General features: G+C 56.4%; 1 rRNA gene. It reads left to right on the top strand.

Annotation, left to right across the window (positions count from 1 at the left end):
• Window positions 1-1,404 (top strand): 23S ribosomal RNA (locus tag ACFU5V_RS43025); the annotation flags it as partial.

The raw sequence follows: 1,404 nt of genomic DNA, 5'->3' as shown, positions 1-1,404 counted from the left end.
GTGCCTTTTGAAGAATGAGCCTGCGAGTTAGTGGCATGTCGCGAGGTTAACCCGTGTGGGGTAGCCGTAGCGAAAGCGAGTCCGAATAGGGCGTTTTGAGTGGCATGTTCTAGACCCGAAGCGGAGTGATCTACCCATGGCCAGGTTGAAGCGACGGTAAGACGTCGTGGAGGACCGAACCCACTTAGGTTGAAAACTGAGGGGATGAGCTGTGGGTAGGGGTGAAAGGCCAATCAAACTCCGTGATAGCTGGTTCTCCCCGAAATGCATTTAGGTGCAGCGTCGCGTGTTTCTCACCGGAGGTAGAGCTACTGGATGGTCTAGGGGGCCCACAAGCTTACCGAAATCAGCCAAACTCCGAATGCCGGTGAGTGAGAGCGCGGCAGTGAGACTGCGGGCGATAAGGTTCGTAGTCGAGAGGGAAACAGCCCAGATCGCCAGCTAAGGTCCCTAAGCGTGTACTAAGTGGAAAAGGATGTGGGGTCGCGAAGACAACCAGGAGGTTGGCTTAGAAGCAGCCACCCTTGAAAGAGTGCGTAATAGCTCACTGGTCAAGTGATCCTGCGCCGACAATGTAGCGGGGCTCAAGTACACCACCGAAGCTGCGGCACTCACACAATGCACCCCCTTGATTCTGCGGAGTCTTGGGCAGTGGTGTGGGTGGGTAGGGGAGCGTCGTGTGGCCATGGAAGCGGCGGGGTGACCCAGCCGTGGAGGCCACACGAGTGAGAATGCAGGCATGAGTAGCGAAAGACGAGTGAGAAACTCGTCCGCCGAATGACCAAGGGTTCCTGGGCCAGGTTAATCCGCCCAGGGTGAGTCGGGACCTAAGACGAGGCCGACAGGCGTAGCCGATGGACAACGGGTTGATATTCCCGTACCCGTGTGAACGCGCCCCTGGTGAATCAGTGATACTAACCATCCTGAAGCGTCCTTACGTCCCTTCGGGGGCCCTGGATGTGGATGCATGGGACCTGATCTGGTAGTAGCCAAGCGATGGGGTGACGCAGGAAGGTAGCTGAGCCAGTCAGTGGTAATACTGGTGTAAGCCTGTAGGGCGAATGGTAGGCAAATCCGCCATTCACACAGCCTGAGAGGTGACGCATAGCCGAATGAGGCGAATTCAGTGATCCTATGCTGCCGAGAAAAGCCTCTAGCGAGCTTTCACACGGCCCGTACCCCAAACCGACACAGGTGGTCAGGTAGAGAATACTAAGGCGATCGAGATAACTATGGTTAAGGAACTCGGCAAAATGCCCCCGTAACTTCGGGAGAAGGGGGGCCTCGTCCGGTGATGGAACTTGCTTCCTGAGCTGGGTGGGGCCGCAGAGACCAGTGAGAAGCGACTGTTTACTAAAAACACAGGTCCGTGCGAAGTCGTAAGACGATGTATACGGACTGACG

The organism is Rhodococcus sp. NPDC057529 (assembly GCF_042802055.1).
GTDB lineage: Bacteria > Actinomycetota > Actinomycetes > Mycobacteriales > Mycobacteriaceae > Rhodococcus_F.
This window is presented reverse-complemented; position numbering and strand designations above follow the sequence as displayed.